A 22,021-nucleotide genomic window follows, 5' to 3' on the forward strand; every position below is an offset into this window, starting at 1 on the left:
ACCTTATTTAAAATTAACATTGCCTTCACTTAAAAGCAACTCTATCATTCTAGCAATATCAGCTGGATTACTATTTATCTCTCTATCTAATTCTTCTATAAAGACTTCATATTTAGCAGCTGATTCTTCATCTAATCCATCAATATTATTTAAAATTTGACTTTTAACTTTTGACTTTAATCTTCCCTGAGCAGTATTTTGGTCTAATTCATCATCAAGACCAGCTAACATATCTTTTACTAAATCCTCATCATCAACAAATATTTCTTGTTTTTTACCTTCCCCTAGTATAACCATATCACTACTTGCAATAAATTTTTTATAAAAAATAAAAAGAAGTAATCCAACGATTAGGTATTGAATATAATCTTTATACTCTTCAAGTATAGATTTAACACTCATCGCTCCTAAATAACTACTATTTGAGCTTATTACATTACCATTTTCATCAAGCAATTCACCATTCTCATTATAATTTTTAATGCCAACAAACTTAAAATCTCTAACGGTAATTGTATCTCCTCTTGCTTTATCGTAACCTATTGCATCAGAAGCTAGAGATTCTAAAGAAGCTAAAAAACCTGCTCTATCAGGATGATCTTGTAAAACACTTGAATCAAATGTAACAGAAGCCGTAATCCTTCTAATATTTGTAAAATTTCCATCTCTTTGAGATATCAACTTTCTTGATATTTCATAGTTAGTAACTGTATTTGAACTTTCACTATTTTGTGATAATTTATTATTATCAACTGCCATTTGTGGAGGTTGTATATTATTATCCACTCCTGCTACTCCACCAACATCTACAGGTAATCCTTGTGCATTGCTAGTATTTTCTATAACTTGTTGAGATCTTATACTTCCTTCTGGACTATAAATCTCTTCTTCTATATCTTTTCTAACAAAATCTAAAGTTACATTTACTTTAGCAACAACCCTTCCCACACCAACAACAGGTTCCAATAAACTTATAATTTTTTGTTCATAATCTTCTTCAACTTTATCCTTAAATTTTGTTTGGATAGTTGATTTTTGAGTATTCATCTCATCAGCTGATACTTCTAAAAGATTTCCATCTTGATCTATTAATTGTATATTTTCAGTTTTCAAATCAGGGACAGCTGATGAAATAAAGTTTTTTATACCATCAACTTGTTTTTGAGTTAGAAAAATACCTTGTTTTAAAGTAATAACAGCAGATGCTGTTGTATCACTTCTTTTTTCAGTAAAGATTGTTTCTTTTGGAATAGCAATTTTTACACTAGCTTTCAAAACTCCAGACAATGATTCTAGTGTTTTGCTAAGCTCTCCTTCTAATGCTCTTAAATACTTAACTTTATTTTCAAAATTTGTTGTACCTAAAGATGATTTTTCAAATATCTCCCAACCAACATGTTTATTTGTAGAAGCTTCACTAGTAACAAGTTTTATTTTAGCAATATTTATAAACTCTTTTGAAGTTTTTAGTGTAAGATTATTTCCACTTCCTGTTACTACAAATTGTATTCCAGCATTTTCAAGTTCTTCTGTTGCTCTCATAACATCAGCTTGTGTAAGATTTGAAGCAATTGTATAACTCAATTTTTTATCTTCAGCTTTAACACTACTATATATCAAGAAGCCAGCTATTAAAAGTACTAATACTGCAAACCCACCTACAATTGCAATTCTTTGTGCTTTATTTAGATTATTTATAAACTTCAAAAGTTGTTCCATCTAAACCCTTAATTAACTTTTGCCAGAAGCATCAATAACAGACCTGAACAATCTTGAATCTCTTTTTATTGAAGATTGTATAGCATCAAAAATAATTTTATTTTTTGATTGCTCACTCATTTGACTATCTAAATTTACATTATTTCCATCATTTTGCTCAACTAAATTTGGAACTTGAACCAATCTTGGATTACTCAATCCTTTATAGTCAATATTATACATATGATTTGATGTTGTTCTTTTTAAATTTAAAATATTTTGTTCTTTTAACTCTTCATCAAATATTAAATCTTTTGTTTTATATTTTGGTGTATTTACATTTGCAATATTACTAGATATTACTTTTTGTCTCTCGCCTCTAAAATTTAACTGTTCAAAAAGTTTATTCGATACTTCGCTTGCTTGCATTATCTAGTATTACCTCCGATTTTTTCTATCAATCCTGCATTTAACTCATCTATAGTTTTAATAGCTTTTTGAGATTGTTCAAATCTTCTATGCGCATCTATTAACTCAACCATTGTACTAACTCTATTTACATTAGACTGTTCAACAGATCCTCTTAAAATTCTATTATCATTAATTTCGAAGTTTACAATTTCTTCTTCATTAATTGCTTTATATGTATTATCTCCAACTTTTTCAAGATTTGTAAAAGGTGTTTGAACAACTCCAATTTGTAACTCAAAACCTTCTTCAACTTCTATAGCTCCATTATCAGCATTTAAAACATTATTTCCATTTCCATCAACCAAAAATCCATCAAGATTTTTGAAAGCACCATCTCTAGTGTATACAATATCCCCATTTTGATTTTGTATTTTAAAAAAAGTTTCATTGTCATTTAATGCAAAATCTAATTCATTACCTGTCATCAACACAGGTCCCATTTGTGGATTTATATATCTCGTATCAATTTTAGGAATAGTATTTGTAACAACAGATTCAACCAATGGAGTTTTATATTCATTTTGCATTCTTTGTAAGTACCAATTAAATGACGTTTCAGCTGTTCCTTCTTGTTTAAATCCTAGAGTATCAACATTTGCAAGATTATTACTTATTTGATCTAATCTATTGATTTGATTAATCATAGATGCAGCTAATGGATAAACTCCTTGATTCATACTAATCTCCTTTAATTACTAAATTCTGCTATTAATTTATCTAAATCATCTCCAACCAAATCCTCTGTATCTCTATCACCATGAATATGTCTAGCCATAGGTATTTCTTTTGGATTGTCCTCTTCGAAAAGATTATTTAAGTAAATAGACAACTTTCTAATAACAGACATAACCCTTTCAATTTTTTGTCTATTTATATCATTGAATTGCATCAATTCCATACCTTGAAAAATATGCATATCTTCATCGTCCAACATAGAACGTAACCCTTTTAAAGAGTTTTCAAATTCTTTTACTTTTCCTAATTGTTGTTGAAATACATTTATATTTGGGAATTTACTAGCTAATGAATTGAGAAGTTTTTCTTGAGAAAGACTAAACTCTTCATACTCTTTTATCTTTTTTCTTAAGTCACCATTATTGTCTAAAGTCAAACTTAATACATCAAATATTTGAGATACTTTCTCTTCAGAGTCATTTGCAACTTGGCTTAACTGGCTAACAACTTTTGTATCATTTTCTGCAGGAAAAGGGAAAACACCTTCATTTATTTTTGAAGATGACCACTCTTTAACAATTTCATCTTTTACTTTATCATCTTCTACTTCATTACTCTTAATTTTAGTAACTTCTTGTACTTGCTCATCAATAGATTTTTCATCAATATCATTTAAAAGGGTTTCTATCTCATTTATCTTTTTTTCACTTGATACAGGAATACTTTCATTATCTTGATTTTCAACTTGAGATAATAGTTCTTCTATCTCTTTTGTATTTATTTTCTCATCGTTTTTTGGTTCTTCTTTAGAAACATCTGTACTATCATCAGCTGGAATATCTAAACCATTCATTAAGGCTTCGATATCTTCTTGACTCATACTCATAATAACCCCTTAATTTATTTTTTCAGAACACCATCTAATTTTTCTTTTAAAACTTCTGCATTAAAAGGCTTAACTATATAGTTATTAACTCCTGCTTTTAAAGCAGTAATTACTTCACTTTTTCCACCCTCAGTTGTAATCATAATGATTGGAGTTTTTTGATGTGTTCCTTCACTTCTTACTTTTTTAACAAGTTCTAAACCATTCATATTTGGCATATTCCAGTCTGTCAAAATCACATCATAATGCCCTTCAGTCAACAACTTCCAAGCTTTTAATCCATCTTCAGCTTCATCAAAACTCTCTTTATTAAATCCTAATTGCATAACTACATTCCCGATAATTCTTCTCATTGTTGAGCTATCATCAACTATTAGAATTCTCATATTTCCCTCTTTATGTTTAAATTATTTCAATAAAATATGCATTATATTAAATTTGTTTTAAATATTTACTTAAAATTATTTTTGCAAATTTTGGAGACTTTTATCAAAGTTTAATTCTTATTAAAATATAATTAAATACAATTGATAATCAAGGAGAATTCTATGATTAGAGGACTTTATACAGCAGCAACTGGTATGAATGCAATGCAACATCAAATTGATGTTACTTCAAACAATATTGCCAATGTTAATACAACTGGATTTAAACAAGATAGAGCTGAATTCCAAGATTTAATTTATGAATCTTTAAATTATACAGCAGGACAGACAACTCAAGATACAATGAACCCTACAGGAATTGATGCTGGACTAGGAGTAAGACTCGCAAACATTCAGAAAAATTTTACAGAAGGTGACTTAAAAACAACTGGAAATGATCTTGATATTGCTATTGTAGGAAAAGGTTTTTTCCAAATTACGCTCCCAAGTGGTGAAATAGCTTACTCAAGAAATGGTAACTTTAAATTAAATGATGAAGGAACTATAGTAAATGGAAATGGATATCCACTTGAACCCGAAATTGTAATTCCACAAGAATATAAAGATTTAAGTATTGGAAATGATGGTTTCTTATCAGCAAAAAATCCTCAAACTGGTGATACAATAGAGTTAGGACAAATTGTTCTAGCAGATTTCATTAATCCAGCTGGATTAACTCCCCTGGGTGACTCTTTGTTTATGCAAAGTGAAGCAAGTGGTGCTGTTGTTGAAGGTAACCCTTTGACAGCACAATTTGGTGGATTAAGACAAAGAATGATAGAAAGTTCAAACGTAAAACTTGTAAATGAAATGGTTGATTTAATTACAGCACAAAGAGCATACGAAGCAAATTCAAAAGCAATTACGACTGCTGATAATATGCTTGATGTAGTAAATAGGTTGAAAAATTAATTCTAATTTATTATGAATTTTGATGAACTAAGAAAAAAACGCGAAAGCAATTTTGCAAAACATAAACAAAAGAAGAAAGCTTATTATTTAAAAAGTAAACTCAAAAAAGAGATAGACTATGAAGATGATCTAAAAGAAGAGAATTTTTTTGCAAAAATTAAGGAAATTGCAAAAAACCAAAAAATACATATGGATAGTCGTCAAGAATCTATTAAATCAAAGATAAATGCTTATAAAGAACTCAAAAAAGAGTATTATGAGCAAAATAGAGAAAAAAGACTAGAATATGATAGAGAATACAGAGAAAAGAAAAAAGAAGAATTAAGAGAATATAGGCAAAAATATTATGAAAAAATTAAAGAGAAGAGATTAAAAGAACAACAAGATGGAAACAACTAATACAACTCCTGAAAATAGTCCCGAGAATGTAGATACTGAAAACAATGAGCAAATAAAAAAAAGTAAATCAGCTCTTATAAAGAAAATTTTAATCATATCTATAGCTGTTTTATCTTTATTCTTAATTATTTTAGTTGTTATTCTTTTATTTAAAGACTCTGATGATAAAAAAACTGTTGAAAATATTACAAATACAAATGAAAATATTCCTATAGAAACAATTGCAACTCCTGAGCAAAAGGACTTTAAATTTGATTTTAACAATTTAGAACCTGAAAAGTTAAATGAACAATTAGCACTTTTGACAAATAAAAATATGGAGATTCAAAAAATTGAAGAATTAAACAAAATTGAAGAACCTGTAAAAAATGAAACTTCTATAATCAATAAAGATGATGAAGAAAAAAAAGATGAAGCTATTGTAAATAATAAAGAACAAACGAACGAACTTACTCAAGATATAAAAGAAAAACATAAACAACAAAATGAACTTATGGTAAAAAAAGAAGAAAAAGAGGAAAATAAATCTGCTATTATAAATGATAGTCAAAAAGAAGTATCAGTTATCGAAAAGTCGGATTTTGTAAAACTAATAAATATAGCAAAAATTAAAGGCAATTTAAATAAAAAATACTTAGACAAAGCTGTAAATGTTAATACTAATATTTTATTATGTAGAGACAATGAAAATAACATAGAACTATACTATGGACCTTTTTTAGATGATAATATAAGAGATGAACTACTTACAAAGCTATTAACCGAGGGATTTAAAGAAGCTTATTCGTTAGAGATGTTAGAAGAAGAATTTAATAAGAGATGTAAATACTAGAAATTAAGAATTTTCTAATATTTCAAATGAATTTTTAACAAAAATCTTTTTTTGTTCAATATCTATTTTTTCAATGAAACTATCAAAAATATGAGGTATTAAAAATGTTTTTGGTAAATTTTTATTTATAAGTTCAATATCAGTAGAAACTTCTAAATAATCATTTAAAGGAAATCTGTGCATATCTTTTACTATTCCCAATTTCAAATCATTTTCAAAAATTTCACAAGAGATTAAATCAAACCAGAAATGTTCATTTTCTTTTAATTTACAAGATTCTTTTGTATTTTCAACAGATGTAAAAAGTTCACTATTCGTAAGTTTCTTTGCATTATCCATATCCAAATAACCTTCAAACCTAATAAGCTCTCTACTTGGGTTATACTCTAAAACTTTTAATAAAACTTTTCTATTTGTTGTAAAAACTGCACCTTTTTTAAACTGTTCAGGAAAATCAGAGTCAATAAAAAGTCTTAAATGACCTTGTAAGCCAACTGCTTTCCCTAATTTTGCAACATAAATACTATTATTCATATATTACTTTGTAACTACTTGTATTTTATAAGATATTCCATCTTTTGCCTTACAACCATTTGCAATAGTTTTTAAAGCATTTATCATATTACCATTTTTACCAATAAGTTTTCCAATATCAACACTATTAACATTTATTGTAATCTCGGCAAAATGTTCATCTATTTGTTCTTTAGAAACAACGACATCTTCTGGAACAGCTACAACTAATTTTGCATAATTTTCTATGAAATTTGTAATCATGTTATTTCAATATAATTATTTAGAAGCTAATTTTTTAACTTTTTCAGATGGTTTTGCACCAACACTTAACCAATAGTTATATCTTTCTTCATCAATTTTAAGAACTTTTGGTTCAACAACTGGATTAAAGTAACCAATTGATTCAATCCATCCTGAATCTCTTCTTTTTCTTGAATCAGTTACAACTATTCTATAAAATGGTTTTTTGTTTCTTCCCATTCTTGTTAATCTAATTACTGTCATTTTATTTCCTTTTTTAAATTTATAGTATTGAATTCTGAACTCAAAACAAGTTCACAACTCAATACTATTTAATATTTTTATCTTGGAATTTTAGGCATTCCATTTGCTCCAACTTGAGAGAGCATATTTTGTAAACCTTTCATTCCACCTTTACTTGATAACTGTTTTGCCATTTTTGAAGCATTTTTAAATTGTTTCAATATTTTATTTACTTGAACTTCACTAAGTCCTGAACCTAAAGAAATTCTTTTTTTTCTGCTTGGATTTAAAAGATCAGGATTTTCCCTCTCTTTTGGAGTCATTGAAGAAATAAGTGCTTTTATTCTTATAATCTCTTTTGAATTTTCAAAATCCATTTCTTTTAATGCTGGAGCCATAGAAGAAAGCCCAGGTATCATTCCTATAATTGATTTTAAACTTCCAAGTTTACTCATCATTTGAAGTTGCTCCAAAAAGTCATTAAAGTTAAACTCACCTTTTTTTATTTTTTTAGTAACTTCTTTTGCTTTTTTTTCATCAATAATTGCTGATGTTTTTTCAGCAAGTCCAGCAATATCACCAAGCCCTAAAAGTCTTGATACAATTCTATCTGGAATAAATACTTCCAAATCTGGCATTTTTTCACCAATACCAATGAACCTTAAAGGAACTTCAACTTGAGAAGCAATACTGAGTGCTACTCCACCCTTTGTATCTCCATCGTATTTTGATAAAATAACTCCATCTATTCCTATTTTTTCTTTAAATGCTGTTGCAGTTTTAGTTGCATCATGTCCTGTTAAAGAGTCTGCTACATAAAAAATCTCATTTGGATTTATGGCATCTTTAATATCTTTTAACTGTTCCATTAGCTCTTCATCTATTGCCAATCGTCCAGCTGTATCTATCAAAAGTACATCATAATGCTCTTTTATAGCTTTTTCTTTTGCTGCAAGAGCAATTTTTATAGGATTTTTTTCGCCCTCATCAAAATATATATCAACTTCAATAGAAGCTGCTATTTGTTTTAGCTGTTCAACTGCTGCAAGTCTTTGTAAATCACAAGCGGCAACTAAAACTTTTTTCTTTCTTGTTTTTAAATAATTTGCTAATTTACCAGTCGTTGTTGTTTTTCCACTTCCTTGAAGTCCAGTCATCAAAACAACAGTTGGAGGAGTTGAAGAAAATACAAAACCTTGATTTCCATTTGCAGTTAAAGTTTTTGTAAGTTCATCTTTTAGAATTTTTATAAAATTATCTTGTCCAATTCCTATATTTTTTGTACCAATTTCAATTGCAGTCAATAGTTCTTTTGTAGTTTTATGATGAACATCAGCTTTTAAAAATGCTTTTTTTAATTCAGATATCGCACGACTTAGTGATGCAACATCATCTTGATGTCTTATTTTATTTACTACGCCACGTATTGAACCTGTTATTGAATCAAACAAAATATATCTCCATAAATTTTTATTTTGGGATTCTATTAAAATTTTACTTTAATATAGATTAATTGATTTAAGATTTTTAAGTATTTTTTTAGTTTGTAGTTTTTACAAAATCCCTTCATTATGGGATTTATGTATTTTATAATCTTAAGAATTAATTAAAATCATACACTTTGAACTCTTTTGGTTCTCGTGCTTCAAAAGTATAGTCAAAAATCTTTGTAATTTTTGAGTGAAGTAAAACTCTATTTACATTTGATGCCGTTCTTCCGTATATTGCATCACCAATAATCGGTAATCCAACAGAACTTAAATGTACTCTAATTTGATGAGTTCTTCCACTTTCAATTACTAATTTTATTTTTGATTTATTTCCTTCAACAAGCATTGGATAAACAGTTGTTTTTGCACTTTTTCCATGTTTATCAATTTTAGATTTTGCCATTCCTCTATCTTTCGTTGTCAAAATTGGTTTATCAATTTCTATTTCTTCTACAACTTTTCCTTCAACAATAGCAACATACTCTTTATAAACTCTATTTTGGGCAAACTCTTTAATAGCTTTTTTTTGGAATTCTTCATTTTTTGCAAACATCATAACACCACTTGTTTCTTTATCAAGCCTATTTAAAAGTATAGCATTATCAAATGTTTTTGCTATTTCATCTGCTGTTATGAAAGCTGGTTTATCAACAACCAAAATATTTTCATCTTCAAAAATAACTTTAGTTTTTGCCACTTCTTTTACACTAAATTTTGTATCAGTTTTTATTTCACCACGTGCTATTAAAACTTTTTTATCACCAACTTTAACTAAACCTCTATCAATTAACTCTTTAGCTTTTGAATTTGAAATTTTTTCTTGTTGTGCTAAAAGCTTATAAGCTTTATCATACATTACAGCCATTTATCTATCTCCTTAATTATTGGATCAAAAGATCCAGCTTTAGTAAGCTCTGATTTTTTTAAAGTTTTTAAATTCTCTAAATAATTTCCTATTTCACTATTTTCAACTAAATAGTAATTTTTTATACAATCAAAAAGTGATTTTTGATTAAAAATATTCTTTCCACTTATTATTATATTTCCAAAATATGCCGGTTCTATTGGATTATGTCCACCAATTCTTTCAAATGCCCCACCTAAAATAGTAACATCACTTATCGCATAAATGTCATTTAAAATACCCATTTTATCAACTAAAACAATATCACTTGTAAAATCTTCTTTAGTACTAAATCTATGATATGTTAAATCTTTATCTTTTATAAAATTTTTAATCAAAAAATCAACTTTTTTAAATCTTTCTGGATGTCTTGGAACAATGACTAATCTACCAAAATCTTTTTTATATGAATTTAATATTAATTCTTCTTCATTTTCATGTGTACTTCCAGCAGTTATTAAAACTTCTTTCGGCTTTGATAAATCAATATTTTTTTGTGGAAGTTGAGCTAATTTTATATTTCCAATAACTTCAATATTTTTTGCACCTAACTCTTCAAGCCTTTTTTTATCAATATCACTTTGTGCAAAAACTTTATCAATATTATTAAATATTTTCTTATAAAAAAAACTAAATCTTTTATATGATTTATATGATTTATCAGAAATTCTGGCATTTATTAAAATCGTTTTAGCACTTTTTCTTTTTGCAACTAAAAAAAGCATATACCAAAGCTCAGCTTCCATAACAACTAAAACTTTTTGTTTTGTAATCCAAAATGGTAAAAAAATCTCAAAAGGAAGATACCTTACACTATCTAAGATATTCTTAGCCTCTGAAAATCCTGTATTTGTAATCACTGTTACATTTGACTGATCTTTATATTTTTCAATAAGTGGCTTAATAGCTCTTACTTCTCCCATAGAACAAGAGTGAAACCAAACACCAGATTTATCAAATTTTGGATTATTTCTTAAAAAAAATTTTGCGGGAATTGCTTGTTTGTACTTATTGATTTTTGTTTTATAAAGTAAAAATGGAATAAACAGTATATAAACAACTATTAAAATAAAATTGTAAAATATACTAAAGAGGCTCAAATTAAGCCTCTTGTGAAATAGTTTCTTCTTCACCTTTATAAAGGATTCTTCCACAATGAAGACAGTTTACAATCTCTTCACCTTTTATAACCTCTGCATAAGTTTTGTCATTTATTTTCATAAAGCACCCATAACAAGCCTGTTTTTTTACAGGAACAACTGCTGTATCTTTAGCCCATCTTTTAATTTTTTCATAGAAAGTTAGAATTTTTTTATCAAATTGTCCTAAAAGTTCATTTCTTTGTGCATAAACAACATTTCTTTCTTCATTTATAGATTCAATTTCTTGATCAACTGCAACTTTAATCTCTTTAATATCTTCTTCTTCAACTTTTAATTTCTCTTGAAGTTCTTTTAAAGTATCTTCTTTTGCCACAGTTAATTTATCAAGTCTTTCTATCTCTTCATTTGCAAAAGAAACCTGCTCTTTTGCTATATCTTCTTCAAGTTGTAGAGCTTTTAACTCTTTTTCATTTGTTACATCTTTATTCTTTTTTGCAATACTATCTAACTTTGTTTTTAATTCTGCAAGATGAATATTGTTTTTAGTTCTTTTAGATTTTAACTCATCTATTTCTAAATAAATAGAGTTTATAGAACTTTTTAATGCTTCTGCTGTTTCTACAAAAACTGCTAATTTTGACTTTTGATTTTCAATCTTTGGATCAAATTGACTAATACTTGTATCATATTTTGATAAAGTTATTAAATCCTGTAAATACTTATTCAATGTTTTCTCCTTCTATAAAAAACTCAAATGGATTTTTTGAAGCTGTTATTATAGCTTTTAATTTATTTTTTTTCAAATATTCATCTAAAAGATATTCCAATAGTAGATTAAAACTATTTTCACTCTCATAGTGTCGAATATCAATTAACGACAAATCTCTTGCTTTTGCTTCCATTGCATCGTGATATTTTATATCACCTGTTATAAAACAATCTGCTTTCACTTCATCTATTAAACTCATAGCTGAACCTGTACAAATAGCTATGTTTTTTATATAATCTTTTGTTTTTACAAACTTTATATTTTTTAAATTTAACTTTTTATTTAGGTGTTTTAAAAGATTTTCAAAACTCATATTTACTTCACAATTTGCAATAAATTCATTTTGATTTACTATTTTAAATTCCAAAATATCTTCAACTACAAATCTATTTAAGTGTGTTTTATCTATATTTGTATGCATTGATATTAAAGATATATTTTTTTTTATAAGCTCTTTTAAAATCTTTGTACTATATGTGTCATAATTTATTCTTCTTAAGCCGCTAAAAATTAGTGGATGATGAGTAATTACTAAAGAGTTTGGTTTTAAAGATTGAACTAAAGTTAAATCTAAATCCATACTAATATATAAATTTTCAAATTCATCTTCTAAATTTCCTACAAGAAGTCCAGAATTATCCCATTTTTCTTGCAATTCAAAAGGAGAAATTGAGTTTAAAAATGTATATATCTCTCTTATTTTCACTATCTTCCAACTCTTTTTAATCTATCTTGTTCTTGCTCTTTATACATAACTGCACAAGCTTGTGCAAGTTCTCTAACTTTTAAAATATAGTTTTGTCTTTCAGTTACACTTATAGCTTTTCTTGCATCTAAAGTATTAAACGTATGACTTGCTAACATACATTGGTCATAAGCTGGTAGTGGTAAATTAGCTTCTAAACAAGCTTTACACTCATTAAAAGCATCTTCAAAATGTTTAAATAAAATAGAAGTGTTTGCTACTTCAAAATTATACTTAGAAAACTGATATTCTGCTTCTTTATGAACATCTGCATAAGTAGTTTTCCCATGTTTATTTTCATTCCAAACTATATCAAAAACACTGTCCACTCCTTGTAAATACATAGCTAGTCTTTCTGTTCCATAAGTTATTTCAACAGCAACTGGCTCACAAGCTAATCCACCAACCTGTTGAAAATATGTAAACTGAGTAACTTCCATACCATCAAGCCAAACTTCCCAACCAAGCCCCCATGCACCTAAAGTTGGAGATTCCCAATTGTCTTCAACAAATCTGATATCATGTCTACTCAAATCTAATCCTAAAAATTCTAAAGATTTTAAGTATAAATCTTGAATATTATCTGGACTTGGTTTTATCAAAACTTGAAATTGATAATATGCTCCCAATCTATTTGGATTTTCTCCATATCTCCCATCTGTTGGTCTTCTTGAAGGGGCTACATAGGCTGTACTCCAAGGAGTGCTATCCAAACTTCTTAAAAGTGTTGCGGGGTGAAATGTTCCAGCTCCAGCAGGAATATCATAAGGTTGTACAATATTACACCCTTCCTTTGCCCAAAATTCTTGTAGTTTTAATAGCATCTGTGAAAATGTAACCATCTATTTAATTCCTAACTCTTTATTTATTTTTTCTTTGTCAAATCCACAAATCCAAGTATTTCCTATTAAAATAATAGGGGCACCAGAACATCTTTTTTGACAATCTTTTAAAGCATCTTTATTTTTTGTTAAATCTATTTGATTAAATTTTAGTTTTTTACTTTTTAAGTAGGTAATCGTATCTTTGCACCATTTACAATTTGGTAAAGTAAATAGTGCAATAGGTTTCATTACAATAATACTTCTATATCTTTTGAATCACTTTCAACAGCTTTAGCTTTAACCATTCTATCTTCTTTTAATTTAACAGCTAAATCTTTATCACTAATTGCTAAAATTTGCATAGCCAAATAAGCAGCATTAATAGCTCCAGCTTTCCCCAATGCAACAGTAGCAACAGGCATTCCTGCTGGCATTTGAACAGTTGAAAGCATAGCATCCATACCATCCATTGCTCCACCTTTCATAGGAACACCAATAATTGGTTTTGTTGTTGTCGCTGCTAATGCTCCAGCAAGGTGTGCAGCCATTCCAGCAGCTGCGATAAAGGCTACTGCACCTTTTTCTTCAGCATCTTTTACATATTCTTTTGTTCTTTCAGGACTTCTATGAGCTGAAGATATAATTAACTCATATTTTACATTAAACTGTTCAAAAGTATCAGCACAGTTTTTCATAATTTCATAATCAGATTTACTACCCATTATAATTGATACAAATTTCATTTTTCACCTTTTTATTTTTTAAAAATTCCAAGATTATATCAAAAAGTTTCTAATAAATTTATAATCTTATCTACTTTAAGCTTTTTCCATTCATCAAATTTATTTATTGTTAATAAATCATTTTCATATATAAATTTTGATAAATTTTTTGAACTATTTTTTACAAAAATAGGTTTAACATATTTATAATATTTTAAAATAGTTTCATACTCTTCACTAGTAATTATACAAACTGTAGGTATCATAAATGTATCACTTATGTGCAATGCTGATGTATTTGCAGTAATTATTTTATCCATTGAAGATACTATAAAAATAAAATCTTCTATTGTTTTAGAAAAATTAGATAAATCAAGAAGATTATCATTTTTTATTTTTGGATCAACATTTAAAGTTGTAACAATAGTATAATCGTCTAATTTTTCAATTAAAGATTTTAAAATATCTATAGCAAAAGTTTGTGGAATTGATTTATTTATAGTAGCACTATATGGATGATATAAAAGAAGTTTTCCTCTCTTTTTCGCTTCAAGTAACTTATTACTTAATCCTTTTGTTAATTCAAAATTATCTATTTTTAGTGTTGAAAATTTCTCTAAATCTGAAACTTTTTTATAATCAATTCCAAATTTCAATAACCAGCTATCAACAATATTTAAATTTAATATTTTACTAATATCAACACTATTATCAACATAATAGTCATATTCGCAAATCTTTTTACTATCAATACTCAATGGCAAAATTTCATTTATATATTCTTGAGTAGAATAAATATCTTTATCTCTTTTATAATAACTATTATTTGAAGCTTTTATATATATATCTAATTTTATATTTGAATAGATTTCATTTAATTTATTATAAAATATTCTCAAAGCTGCCATAGAAGATATCATATCACTTATACTATTTCCTAAACTTCCAATCACTGCAATACGAATACTATTTTTATGAAAGCTCTTTAGTTGATGAAATAAATTTTGCTCTTTTATGTCAAAAAAATCTATATTATCAAACTTTGTTCTATTTTCAAATTCTTGAATATTTAAAATTCCCAATTCAACTGGAAATCTTGGGTTTTCTTTAACTGAATTTTCATTTATAGTTTTTGCAATATATTTATTTTTATCAACTTTTGCCAAAATATCTTTAAAATCTAAAAAATCATCATATGTTGTAATATAAACTGTTTCATTCTCAACTCCAACTGGAGCTTTAAATCTATTATACTTTATAACTGTTCCATCTGTTATTTTTATATTTATATTATTTGTAACTCTAAAAAAAATCATATTGTAAAATATTTATTCCACTATTTCATCAATATTTTCAACTCTAAACATAGTTAAATATGGTAATTTTGAAGGAAGTTTTATCTTATTTACATTTCCACTATGAACAGATTCTAATTCTTTATTTGTTTCTGTTAAAATCTTTTTAAAATTAATATAATATAAACCATCATCTTTTTTAAAAATCTTTCCTATCTCATTTTCACATTCAACTAATTCTTCATTTTTTGGAGTAAATATCTCTATGTCTTCATTTGGATAAACTTTATACTTACATAAAAAATGTTCTTCATCTTCAGTTACAAGTCCAGTAACTTCAAACGAACCTTTACTTAAAGCATATAAGTGATTTTGTGAATCTGTTTTTTCAAAAGGACGATGAATCAAATATGCATCAGTAAATCCTCTATTTTTTGTTGTATGAAGCTCTTTTTGATATTTCTCTGGTTCAAATTTTCCAGCATCATAATCATCAATTGCTTCTCTATATGCTTTTGCTGTAACTGCTGCATAATAAGGTGATTTTGTTCTTCCTTCAATCTTTAAACTATCAACTGCACCACTATCTAATATCTCTTTTATATGTGAAGCTAAATTCATATCTTTTGAATTAAAAATGTATGTTCCAACACCTGGTTCTTCTTGAAGTCTAAATAAAGTATTATGATCTTCATTTGCAGCATATAAAGTATATTGAAATCTACAGTCATTTGCACAACTTCCTCTATTTGGTACTCTTCCCATTTGAACAGCACTAACTAAACATCTTCCACTATAAGCAAAACACATAGAACCATGTACAAAAATCTCTATTTCCATATCAGGTAAGTGTTTTTTTATTTCCATTACATCTTTTAATGATATCTCTCTTGCAACAACTATTCTTTTTACACCCATATCCCAAAAAACTTGTGCATCAAGATAATTTAAAACATTTGCTTGAGTTGATAAATGAATATCAATTTGAGGAGCAATTTCTCTACACAATCGAACAACTCCTGGTGCTGCAACAATAAAAGCATCTGGTTTAAGGGCAGCCATTGTAGCAATATGTTTTTTTAATAATTCTATTTGTGAATTAAAAGGAAAACCATTAATTGTGGCATATACTTTTTTTCCTCTTTCATGAGCATAATCTATTCCTTCTTTAAAAGTTTCAAACGTAAACTCTTTTCCTGCTCTTATTCTTAAACTAAAGTGACTAACTCCTGCGTAAACTGCATCTGCACCATATTTAATAGCTATTTTTAATTTTTCTAAATTTCCAGCAGGTGATAGTAACTCTACTTTTTTATTACTCATAAATTTCCTTTGATTACATACATTATATTATTTAATTAAGCCGAGATTATATCTATTTTTTGATAAATATTTGTATTAAAGTTTTATTAAAAATGAGATAAAGAGCCTTTAGAAGCTCTCCCACTCATCATCAGTATTGCTAGAGATAAACTTCTTTTGAGATTCTTTATTACTAACTTTTTGTTCTATTGGAGAAGTATTTTCAAATTTAACATCTTGTTTTATTTCATTTGAAGCTTTAACAATATTGTCTTTTTTTAGTTGATCTAAACATTTAAACACCTCAAACATTGAACTATCTACTTGTTGTGATAAATTTTGTAAGATATCTCTATCAGAAATATCTTTACAATCTTGATTTATATACTCTTGAACACTATTATGAACACTTTCATGGTACTCTTTTAGTTTCTTCCAATTTTGTGCTTTTGTAAAACTAATACCTTGTTTTTCTTGTTCTATTATCCATCTTCCTAAATCGCAATCTGTTGGTTTTGTTATACTCCAAGCAGTTTTTGTTTGTCCAATTTTATTAAAATTTACAAGTTTAAATCTTATATGATCATTTTTTAATTTTGAAACTTTAAATACCAAATCGATATCTTCTATCTCTTTTGCATCTATTTGTTTAAATTTAGCCCTATCAGCTATTGTTAGAAGATTATTAGATAAATTTGCAGCTTCTAAAGCTAATGAACTAATAATATTTGACGAGTTAGCATTTACTTGAGTTACACTATCTAAAACATTTATCGTATCATTGATTTGTAAAATTCCAATCTCTTCTTCTTTACTACCTTTTGAAACATCTTCAATTAATACAATAGTGTCATTAATATTTTTATTTAATATTGTATAACCTTCTTTCATTCGATTTGCAATATCTTTACCTTCATTTGCCTTTGCTGTTGCTTTTTCTACAATATTCTTAATCTCTCTTGCTGCCTCAGCACTTCTATTTGCAAGATTTCTTACTTCTTGTGCAACAACTGCAAATCCTTTACCAGCCTCTCCAGCAGTTGCAGCTTCTACTGCCGCATTTAGTGAAAGAATATTTGTTTGAAATGCAATTTGATCAATAACTTCAATAGCTTCATTAATAGAACTTACTTCGTTATTTATCTGATCCATCGCTTGATTTGTTTTTGAAGCAAGTGTTTCTCCATCTTTTGAAGATTTTTGAAGTTCAAGAGCTAAAATAGACATTTGAGAAGTTTTTTGAACACTTTGCTTAATAATAGCTGTTATCTCTTCAACCGCAGCTGCAGTTTGCTCTAAAGAAGAAGCTTGTTCATTTGCAGAAGTTGATAATTTTTTAGCACTATCAGATAAAACACCTGTATCACTATTTAATTTTTTACCAGTTGCTACAATCATTGACAAAAATTCAGAAACAGTTGAACCAATTAGTTGTGTACTTGCAACTAGTGATGACATTACACCATTTACTTTTGATATGTCCATTTTTGAATCAATCGCAGCAAAATTTGAATTTCCATACTCTATTAGAACGTTGTTTAAACTTACTAAATTATCATTTGTTCTTTCAATCATTTGATTAATAGAATCTCTTAATCTTTGAATTTGTGGATTTGAAGATGTTTTTTCAATTTTATATACATAAAAACCTTGCGAAATTTTGTCTATCACTTCATCAACATTTTCAATAACTTTCCCATCTTCTATATAAGCTTCTTTTAGCTTAGAGATGTAAGCATTAAAACTATCTACTACTTTTCCTATTTCATCATTAGATTTTTTGTTAATTCTATCAGTTTCACCTTTTCCACTATTAATATCATTAATTGCCATATCCAGTTCATCTAAAGGTCTAATAATGGCTTGATTTACAAAATAGTTATAAATTAAAACTGCAACTAGCATTATAATAATTGCAAAACCTAAAATACTAAAAATTATACTATTTATTTTATCATTAGTATTCTCTTCCATCAAAGCAACTTCTGCTTCAATATCATCAACATAAGCCCCTGTTCCAATAATCCAATCCCAAGGTTCGAACTTTTGAACATAAGAAAATTTTGCTTTCGGATCATTTGGTAAATTTGGTTTATCCCAATAATATTTTACCAATCCACCTTCTTTTTTAGAATTTGTAACTTTTGACATTTCAATAAACAATTTTGTACCATAAGGGTCTGAATAAGTGCTTAAATCTGTTCCATTTAATTTTGAGTTAATAGGATGCATAATCATTTTGGGAAATGAATCATTTATCCAAAAATATTCATTATTTGCATATCTCATTTCTGAAATAGTTTTTAAAGCTTCCATTTGAATTCTTGCTGTTGCATTTTCAACATATTCACCCGTTCCAATAACCCAATTATATGGTTTAAATAATTTTACAAAAGATACTTTTAATTGAGGAGTATCAAATCCTGGTTTTGGCCAAACATAATCAATAAACCCCTCTTTATCACTTTTTGCAATTTGTGCAAACTCTTTAAAAATTTGCTTCCCTTTTGGATCTTTGTAGTCATACATATTTTTATTATTTAGTGATGGATTTATAGGATGTACTACAACGACTGCATCAAAGTCATTTATCCAAAAATATCCTGTAGCTGAATATCTTGTAGCATTTACAATACTTTTTAACCTATCTTGTAATGCTTCATTTGATAAAGTATTTTTATATTTTTCATACTCTGCTTCTAAAATAGAAAATAAAAATTCTGTTTGTTTTTGTAGTTCACTTTCTAATTCAAGTTTAACTTTTTCTATAGAAGTTCTTTCATAATATGCTTCAACTGTTTTCATAGCCAAAGATACATAGTTCTTCAGTTCTTGTTCTTTTTTTAGGTAAGCTTCTTCTTTATATTTAGTGATACCTTCATCTGAAAAACTTTTAATAGAATAAATTGAATCTATAGCAACGGCAATTGATATAAACATAATTGTTACTACAGATAAAATCAATATTTTTAATTTTATAGACAAATTTCTTAGCATTCTTCTCTCTCCAAAATAGAATGTTTCAATTGTACCATTTAAAATATAAATATTATATCTATTTATTATTTTATCAAATTTTTTGCAAACTCCATAGCTTCAACAGTTACATTTTCTCCACTTATCATTCTTGCTATCTCTTCTATTTTTTCATTATCATTTAAAAGTTTTACTTTTGAAATACCATCTTTTTTATCAACTAAAAAATGTTGATTTGCACTTGCAGTTAATTGAATTTGATGAGAAATTGCAAATATTTGATAGTTTGAACTTAATTTTATTAAAACTTTTGATATAGCATCACTTTCTTTTCCACTTAAATTTGCATCAATTTCATCTAAAAATAAAATTCCATTTTCTCCTATATCAAACTCTACAATTGCACTTAAAAGTGCCAATCTCAATCTATTATATTCTCCTGAACTAATAGTTTGTAAAGATACTCCATTTAACTGAAAAATAACTTCATCAATTCCATATTGATCTAATTCTTTATTATTTAAAACTATTTTTGCACTACTCAAATACAAAAATTTTAAATATTCATTTACTTTTTCTTCAAGAATTCTTAAACTATCTTTTCTAATTTGAGATATATCTTTTGCTAAGTTTATTACACTATCTTCCAATTTTATATATCTTTTCTCTAAATCTTCTTTTTCAAAACTTATATTATTGTATCCTTCAAGTTCTTTAATTTTTTGATTTTTATACTCCAAGCACTCTTCTATAGAACCAAATCTTTTTATTAAAGCTGATATTTTTTCAATTCTTGTTAATGTATCTTCAATATCAATATCCTCTAATTCACTTAAAGTATCTGTTGATTTTTCTATAATATTATTTAGTTCATTTATAGTTTCATCAAAAAAAGATGAATCAACTTCCATAAGTTCAAGCAACTCATTTACACTGTTTGTGTATTCAAAAATATTACTAGCTTTTTTTACTACTTGTTCTATTTTTCCTTTTTTTGCTAAAGATTTCTTCAATCCATTCAACTCTTCATATTCATTGTTTTTTGGATTTATCTCTTCAATTTTTTGAATTTCAAATTTGGCAAATTCTTTTAAATCTTCAAGATTTTTCTCATCTTCTCTTATTTTATTCACTCTTTTTTTAATATCAATTAATTCTTTGTAGCTAGTATCAAAACTATCTTTTATTTTTTTAAATCCATTGATATTTTTAGAAGAAAATCTATCTAAGAAATCAAGTAAGGTTTCACTTTTAAAATCACTTGTATCTCTTAAACTTAAATATTTAATCAAAGAGTTTGATACATTTTGAAGAGATTTTTTCGATATTGATTGATTATTCAAAAAATATCTAGTTTTGTCTTTTTTTATACTTTTTATTACAATATCTTCTTCAAAATTTATATCATATTCTTCATTTTTTATTCGTGAATTATTTAAATTTACTTCTCCAATATCACTTTTTACTTCATTTAAAGCAAATAAAGATAGTAACTCTTGCATCAAAATAGATTTTCCAGCTCCAGAAGGTCCTGTGAAAATATTTAATCCACAATTAAACTCTAAATCAATCTCCTGAAAAGATAAACAATTTTTAATATAAACTCTAGTTATCAACTTAATTCCCCCATCTTAATTTTTCACTTAAAACTTTAAAGAAATCTCTACTACTTTTATGCAACATTTTTGCTTTTTTTGTAGAAATTTTTATCTTTAAGCTTCCATTTTCTTTTAAATCATAAAATTCTTGTCCATCTACTATTATCACCGCTTCACTATTATTTGGAACATTAAATTCTATTTCAAAATCAGCTGGGACAACTATTGGTCTTTGAGTTAATGAGTGAGGAGCTATTGGTGTAATTATAAAAGCTTCTGTTAAAGGATAAACAATTGGTCCTCCAGCAGATAGATTATAAGCTGTTGAACCACTTGGTGTTGATACTATTAAACCATCTCCAAAATACGTATTAAATTCATTATTATCAATTTTTGCTCTAACTTTCAACATAGTAGATAAATCTTTTCTTGATAATACAACATCATTAAAAGAAATAAATTTTTTTCCTTTTATAGAACCCTCAATTATCATTCTAGAATTGATTTTATAATCATTTAGAAGTAAATCATCAATAAATTTTGGAAGTTCTTCCATACTTAAATCTGTTAAAAATCCTAAAGTTCCTAAGTTTATTCCTAAAACAGGTAAATCATACTTAAAAGCTCTTCGTACAACTCCTAAAAGTGTTCCATCTCCACCAACACTTACTAAAAAATCGACACTATTACATAAACTATCAAAACTTATCCCCTCTTTTCCTATCATTGAAGCTGAACTGTCTTCTAAAATTACAGCTATATTTTTTTGTAAAAATAGCACTTCTATTTTTTCATACACATCTTTTAATTCAGGACTTTCAGGTCTTAAGACAATTCCAATTTTCTCAATTTTTTCTAATTTTTTGTAATTCTTTTCTAATCTCAATTTTATAACCTAAATTAATTTTATATAAACAATTTGCAATTGTAGTAAATTACTCATATAAAACCAATAAAAAAAGGGATATGCAAAAGCACACCCCTTTTTTGTAAAAA

24 protein-coding genes are annotated in these 22,021 nt (G+C 27.0%); 3 read left to right on the top strand and 21 right to left on the bottom strand.

The annotated features are described in order from the left end of the window. Positions 1-3 precede the first annotated feature (3 nt). Genes fliF through ACNSOS_RS04845 form a run of 5 tightly spaced genes read right to left on the bottom strand, consistent with a single transcriptional unit; the run spans position 4 to position 4,116 of the window. The gene (fliF, locus tag ACNSOS_RS04825) at positions 4-1,719 is read right to left on the bottom strand and encodes a flagellar basal-body MS-ring/collar protein FliF (protein WP_113909586.1); all 1,716 of its coding nucleotides are present in this window, start codon (positions 1,717-1,719) and stop codon (positions 4-6) included. 12 nt (positions 1,720-1,731) lie between these two features. Beyond that, on the bottom strand, positions 1,732-2,127 hold the full coding sequence (flgB, locus tag ACNSOS_RS04830; RefSeq protein WP_113909587.1) for a flagellar basal body rod protein FlgB: 396 nt from the start codon (positions 2,125-2,127) through the stop codon (positions 1,732-1,734). Next, entirely contained in the window at positions 2,127-2,846 is a 720-nt protein-coding gene (locus ACNSOS_RS04835; protein ID WP_113892908.1) for a flagellar hook-basal body protein, read from the bottom strand. The genes flgB and ACNSOS_RS04835 overlap by 1 nt, the downstream gene beginning before the upstream one ends. Positions 2,847-2,857: 11 nt before the next feature. Next, entirely contained in the window at positions 2,858-3,730 is an 873-nt protein-coding gene (locus tag ACNSOS_RS04840) for a hypothetical protein (RefSeq protein ID WP_418186144.1), read from the bottom strand. Between the two features lie 14 nt (positions 3,731-3,744). Then, positions 3,745-4,116: a response regulator gene (locus ACNSOS_RS04845; RefSeq protein WP_026803956.1), complete on the bottom strand. Its 372-nt coding sequence runs from the start codon at positions 4,114-4,116 to the stop codon at positions 3,745-3,747. A 162-nt stretch (positions 4,117-4,278) separates the two neighbouring features. Here ACNSOS_RS04845 and flgG point away from each other — a divergent pair, with 162 nt between their 5' ends. From flgG to ACNSOS_RS04860, 3 genes are read left to right on the top strand one after another with little or no spacing between them, the layout of a single operon-like run. Then, positions 4,279-5,067, top strand: coding sequence for a flagellar basal-body rod protein FlgG (gene flgG, locus ACNSOS_RS04850; RefSeq protein WP_113909588.1), 789 nt, complete (start codon positions 4,279-4,281; stop codon positions 5,065-5,067). 12 nt (positions 5,068-5,079) lie between these two features. Further along, on the top strand, positions 5,080-5,466 hold the full coding sequence (locus ACNSOS_RS04855) for a hypothetical protein (protein WP_418186145.1): 387 nt from the start codon (positions 5,080-5,082) through the stop codon (positions 5,464-5,466). Next, complete coding sequence (locus ACNSOS_RS04860; RefSeq protein WP_418186146.1) at positions 5,453-6,298, top strand: hypothetical protein; 846 nt, start codon at positions 5,453-5,455, stop codon at positions 6,296-6,298. The genes ACNSOS_RS04855 and ACNSOS_RS04860 overlap by 14 nt, the downstream gene beginning before the upstream one ends. A gap of 3 nt (positions 6,299-6,301) precedes the next feature. On the opposite strand, the gene rimM is transcribed toward ACNSOS_RS04860, so the two are convergent. From rimM to ACNSOS_RS04940, 16 genes are all read right to left on the bottom strand, one after another. After that, complete coding sequence (rimM, locus tag ACNSOS_RS04865; protein ID WP_418186147.1) at positions 6,302-6,832, bottom strand: ribosome maturation factor RimM; 531 nt, start codon at positions 6,830-6,832, stop codon at positions 6,302-6,304. Positions 6,833-6,835: 3 nt separating this feature from the next. Further along, entirely contained in the window at positions 6,836-7,075 is a 240-nt protein-coding gene (locus ACNSOS_RS04870; protein WP_113892895.1) for a KH domain-containing protein, read from the bottom strand. A gap of 15 nt (positions 7,076-7,090) precedes the next feature. After that, complete coding sequence (gene rpsP / locus ACNSOS_RS04875) at positions 7,091-7,318, bottom strand: 30S ribosomal protein S16 (RefSeq protein WP_004511333.1); 228 nt, start codon at positions 7,316-7,318, stop codon at positions 7,091-7,093. Between the two features lie 77 nt (positions 7,319-7,395). Beyond that, positions 7,396-8,748 carry a signal recognition particle protein gene (ffh, locus tag ACNSOS_RS04880; RefSeq protein ID WP_418186148.1) on the bottom strand — a complete coding sequence of 451 codons (1,353 nt, stop codon included), beginning with the start codon at positions 8,746-8,748 and terminating at the stop codon, positions 7,396-7,398. 151 nt (positions 8,749-8,899) lie between these two features. Continuing rightward, positions 8,900-9,652, bottom strand: a complete 753-nt coding sequence (locus ACNSOS_RS04885) for a pseudouridine synthase family protein (protein ID WP_418186149.1) — start codon at positions 9,650-9,652, stop codon at positions 8,900-8,902. After that, positions 9,643-10,791 (bottom strand): lipid IV(A) 3-deoxy-D-manno-octulosonic acid transferase, encoded by a 1,149-nt coding sequence (waaA, locus tag ACNSOS_RS04890; RefSeq protein WP_418186150.1) that lies wholly within the window; start codon positions 10,789-10,791, stop codon positions 9,643-9,645. Before waaA ends, ACNSOS_RS04885 begins: the two co-directional genes overlap by 10 nt. A 1-nt stretch (position 10,792) precedes the next feature. After that, a complete protein-coding gene (locus tag ACNSOS_RS04895) occupies positions 10,793-11,521 on the bottom strand; it encodes a zinc ribbon domain-containing protein (RefSeq protein ID WP_113892887.1) in 729 nt (242 codons plus the stop codon). Further along, positions 11,514-12,269, bottom strand: a complete 756-nt coding sequence (locus ACNSOS_RS04900; protein WP_418186151.1) for a Nif3-like dinuclear metal center hexameric protein — start codon at positions 12,267-12,269, stop codon at positions 11,514-11,516. The genes ACNSOS_RS04895 and ACNSOS_RS04900 overlap by 8 nt, the downstream gene beginning before the upstream one ends. Next, positions 12,269-13,150, bottom strand: a complete 882-nt coding sequence (glyQ, locus tag ACNSOS_RS04905) for a glycine--tRNA ligase subunit alpha (protein WP_418186152.1) — start codon at positions 13,148-13,150, stop codon at positions 12,269-12,271. The genes ACNSOS_RS04900 and glyQ overlap by 1 nt, the downstream gene beginning before the upstream one ends. After that, positions 13,151-13,381, bottom strand: a complete 231-nt coding sequence (locus tag ACNSOS_RS04910) for a glutaredoxin family protein (protein WP_113909596.1) — start codon at positions 13,379-13,381, stop codon at positions 13,151-13,153. It abuts the gene before it with no gap. Next, positions 13,381-13,875 (bottom strand): 5-(carboxyamino)imidazole ribonucleotide mutase, encoded by a 495-nt coding sequence (purE, locus tag ACNSOS_RS04915; RefSeq protein ID WP_113892879.1) that lies wholly within the window; start codon positions 13,873-13,875, stop codon positions 13,381-13,383. Before purE ends, ACNSOS_RS04910 begins: the two co-directional genes overlap by 1 nt. 38 nt (positions 13,876-13,913) lie before the next feature. Next, entirely contained in the window at positions 13,914-15,170 is a 1,257-nt protein-coding gene (locus ACNSOS_RS04920; protein WP_418186153.1) for a hypothetical protein, read from the bottom strand. A 12-nt stretch (positions 15,171-15,182) separates the two neighbouring features. Continuing rightward, complete coding sequence (locus ACNSOS_RS04925) at positions 15,183-16,472, bottom strand: peptidase U32 family protein (protein WP_418186154.1); 1,290 nt, start codon at positions 16,470-16,472, stop codon at positions 15,183-15,185. 108 nt (positions 16,473-16,580) lie between these two features. Beyond that, positions 16,581-19,448, bottom strand: coding sequence for a cache domain-containing protein (locus ACNSOS_RS04930; RefSeq protein WP_418186155.1), 2,868 nt, complete (start codon positions 19,446-19,448; stop codon positions 16,581-16,583). Between the two features lie 65 nt (positions 19,449-19,513). Further along, positions 19,514-21,043: an AAA family ATPase gene (locus tag ACNSOS_RS04935; RefSeq protein WP_418186156.1), complete on the bottom strand. Its 1,530-nt coding sequence runs from the start codon at positions 21,041-21,043 to the stop codon at positions 19,514-19,516. Position 21,044: 1 nt separating this feature from the next. Next, positions 21,045-21,911, bottom strand: coding sequence for an NAD(+)/NADH kinase (locus tag ACNSOS_RS04940; protein ID WP_418186157.1), 867 nt, complete (start codon positions 21,909-21,911; stop codon positions 21,045-21,047). Between the last annotated feature and the right edge of the window lie 110 nt (positions 21,912-22,021).

The sequence above is a fragment of the Aliarcobacter vitoriensis genome (genome assembly GCF_048320235.1).
Lineage (GTDB): Bacteria > Campylobacterota > Campylobacteria > Campylobacterales > Arcobacteraceae > Aliarcobacter > Aliarcobacter vitoriensis.